Origin of the sequence: Brevundimonas sp. (assembly GCF_023259385.1) — a bacterium.
GTDB lineage: Bacteria > Pseudomonadota > Alphaproteobacteria > Caulobacterales > Caulobacteraceae > Brevundimonas.
Genome location: NZ_JAHFPF010000345.1, coordinates 1 through 2,611, shown reverse-complemented (window position 1 = coordinate 2,611; position 2,611 = coordinate 1). Strand labels below are relative to the sequence as shown.

General features: G+C 63.4%; 4 protein-coding genes. 1 reads left to right on the top strand and 3 read right to left on the bottom strand.

What is annotated here, in order from left to right; genetic code table 11:
- The coding region (locus Q0C81_RS18000) for a transposase (RefSeq protein WP_291841168.1) at positions 1-104 on the bottom strand (104 nt) is incomplete at its 3' end.
- 97 nt (positions 105-201) lie between these two features.
- On the opposite strand from Q0C81_RS18000, the gene Q0C81_RS17995 reads away from it, so the two are divergent.
- Positions 202-1,304, top strand: a protein-coding gene (locus Q0C81_RS17995; protein ID WP_107341230.1) for an IS3 family transposase whose coding sequence is annotated in 2 segments (ribosomal slippage) — positions 202-463 and positions 463-1,304 — 1,104 coding nt in all. Because the reading frame shifts where the segments join, the coding sequence is not laid out codon by codon here.
- 100 nt (positions 1,305-1,404) lie between these two features.
- Here Q0C81_RS17995 and Q0C81_RS17990 read toward each other — a convergent pair.
- On the bottom strand, positions 1,405-1,917 hold the full coding sequence (locus Q0C81_RS17990; protein WP_230307492.1) for an HlyD family efflux transporter periplasmic adaptor subunit: 513 nt from the start codon (positions 1,915-1,917) through the stop codon (positions 1,405-1,407).
- Between the two features lie 60 nt (positions 1,918-1,977).
- A partial coding sequence (locus Q0C81_RS17985; protein WP_291841162.1) for a TonB-dependent receptor occupies positions 1,978-2,611 on the bottom strand: 634 nt, incomplete at its 5' end.

Genomic DNA, 2,611 nt, shown 5'->3' with positions numbered 1-2,611 from the left:
TCCGACACGCCGTGCTTGCGCGCCAGCTCGCCCGCTTTGGCGCCAGCCTCGTTCTCCCGCAGGATCCCGATGATCTGCTCTTCCGTGAATCTCGCTCGTTTCATTCCGTCCGTCCTTTCAATGATCTGCTCCCCGAAAACTGGATCACCGGACGTTAGAGTTTTTCGCTGAGATTTCCCTGGCTGGGAAGGAGCGAAAACCATGAAGGCATCGGCTTTCTCGGACGCCCAAAAGGCGTTCATTCTGAAGCAGGGCGCGGACGGCGTGCCGGTGGCGGAGATCTGTCGCCGGGCCGGGATCAGTCCGGCGACCTACTTCAACTGGAAGAAGAAGTACGACGGCCTGCTGCCGACGGAGATGAAGCGGCTCAAGCAGCTCGAGGATGAGAACGGTCGCTTAAAGCGGATCGTGGCTGACCTGTCGTTGGACAAGGAGATGCTGCAGGACGTCATCCGGCGAAAGCTCTGAGGCCTGGTCGCAAGCGCGAGCTGGTGGCGGGTGTCTGTAATGACTGGGGCGTGTCGATCCGGCGGGCTTGCCGGGCGCTTGAAATGGACACCTCGAGCTTTCACTACAAATCCCGCCGCCCCGACCAGGCCGGCCTCGAAGCCCGCATCAAGGCGATCTGCGAGACGCGCGTGCGCTACGGCTATCGCCGGGTGCATGTGCTTCTCCAGCGCGAGGGCTGGAGAACAAACATCAAGAAGACCCATCGTATTTACAACGCCCTGGGCCTTCAGCTGAGAAACAAGACGCCCAAGCGGCGGGTGAAGGCCAAGCTTCGGGAGGACCGCTGTGAAGCCACGCGGCCGAACGAAACCTGGGCCATGGATTTCGTGCACGACCAGTTGGCGACCGGCCGCAAGATCCGCATTCTGACCGTGGTGGACACCTTCTCGCGCTTCTCGCCGGTGATCGATCCCCGGTTCACCTACCGGTCTGAAAACGTCGTGGAAGCGCTCGACAGCGCCTGCGCAAAACTAGGCTATCCGAAGGCGATCCGGGTCGATCAGGGCACGGAGTTCGTCTCCCGCAACCTAGACCTATGGGCCTACGCCCATGGTGTCACCCTGGACTTCTCTCGTCCGGGCAAGCCCACGGACAACGCCTTCATCGAGGCCTTCAACGGCCGCTTCCGGGCCGAGTGCCTGAACACCCACTGGTTCCTGACGCTTGCCGACGCGGCCGAAAAGTTGGAGGATTGGCGCAGATACTACAACGAAGATCGGCCCCATGGGGCCATTGGCAACAAGACGCCGATCACGCTGATGAATCCGGGTGACACAGCCAGCCTGTCACCCTGACTCGGGCCGGAAAACTCCAGCTTCGAGTGCGCCAGAAAACGGGGGCGGATCATCAAGGGCCGGACTCTAGCTCCGCGTGGAGGAAATTCTCAGGGGCACGTCAGATTGCCCCCATGTCATCGATTAGCCTGCTGATTTTTTCGATCACATCTGACGCAGTCACGGTTGGGCTACTGGCTTTATGTTGAGACCGGGCCAGCCGTTCCAGTTGCTGTGCCTCGGCGTCCACCCGCCCCTGCCCCGCGCCGAACTTCTGGTAGGGAAAGGCCTGGTACATCAGGCGGACATCCTGTCCTTCCCGGATGAAGCCGGACGCCCGCGACGGAGCGTAGAGTTCGGCCTCCAGCGGCGCATTTCCTGCTGTAACGACCGCCACGGCCGCTCCGGCCGGCAGGCTCTGCCCGCGACGGACCGGCAAGGCTGCAACCCGACCGTCCACGGTCGCCACCACCACGTAGTGGGATTGAGATTCCACCTGGGTGCGCTGCTGTTCGAGGCCCGCCCATGCCGAGTCGGCTTCGGCTCCCGCCGCATCCAGATCAATGGAAATCACGGCCAGCCGGGCGTCCACTTCTCCGATCTCGCGTTCGTAGGTCAGGGCGGCGCCCGCCAACGCCGCCTCAGTTTGGCTGCGCCGCCTCCCTGAAATGCGAGAGACGGCGCAGCCAAAGCGTCAGAAGCTGTAGCGCAGCCCCACGCCGTAGCTCGCCGGGGCGCCAACCAGACGCGAAGCGCCGTTCATCTCCGGGAAATAGACCTCGTCGGTAATGTTGCGACCATAGGCGTAGACTGCCCAGTTGGCCGAAGTTTCCAGCTCCACGCGGGCGCTCAGGAGCGTGTAGGCCTCAGCCGTATTGCCCGGTGCCGCATTGAGGCGATTGGACTCCTCGCCGTGGTGCGAGACGGCCAGACGCGAGTCGAGACGCCAGCCGTTGGCCAGGACAAGGCCATGGTTCAGCGACAGGGTTGCGGTCACATCCGGCGCGCCCGGCAGGGGATCACCGACGGTCGACAGCACCTCGGCCACGCGGGCCGAGCTGAACGAGATGATGTCGGTGTCCAGGAAGGCAGCCGCCAGATCGAGGTCCAACGTCTGGTTGGCGCTCTCGAACAGCAGCGCGTTGACGGCGAACTCGATCCCCTTGCTTTCGGCCTCGCCGACGTTGGCCCGGCCATTGGTGTCATTGGCCAGGCGGGTCGTCGCCTGCAGTTCCTTGAACTTGTAGGAGAAGGCGTCCAACGACACGCGCAGGCGCGCGGTGGTCCAGCGCAGCCCGGCCTCATAGGCCGTGACCGTTTCGGACTCG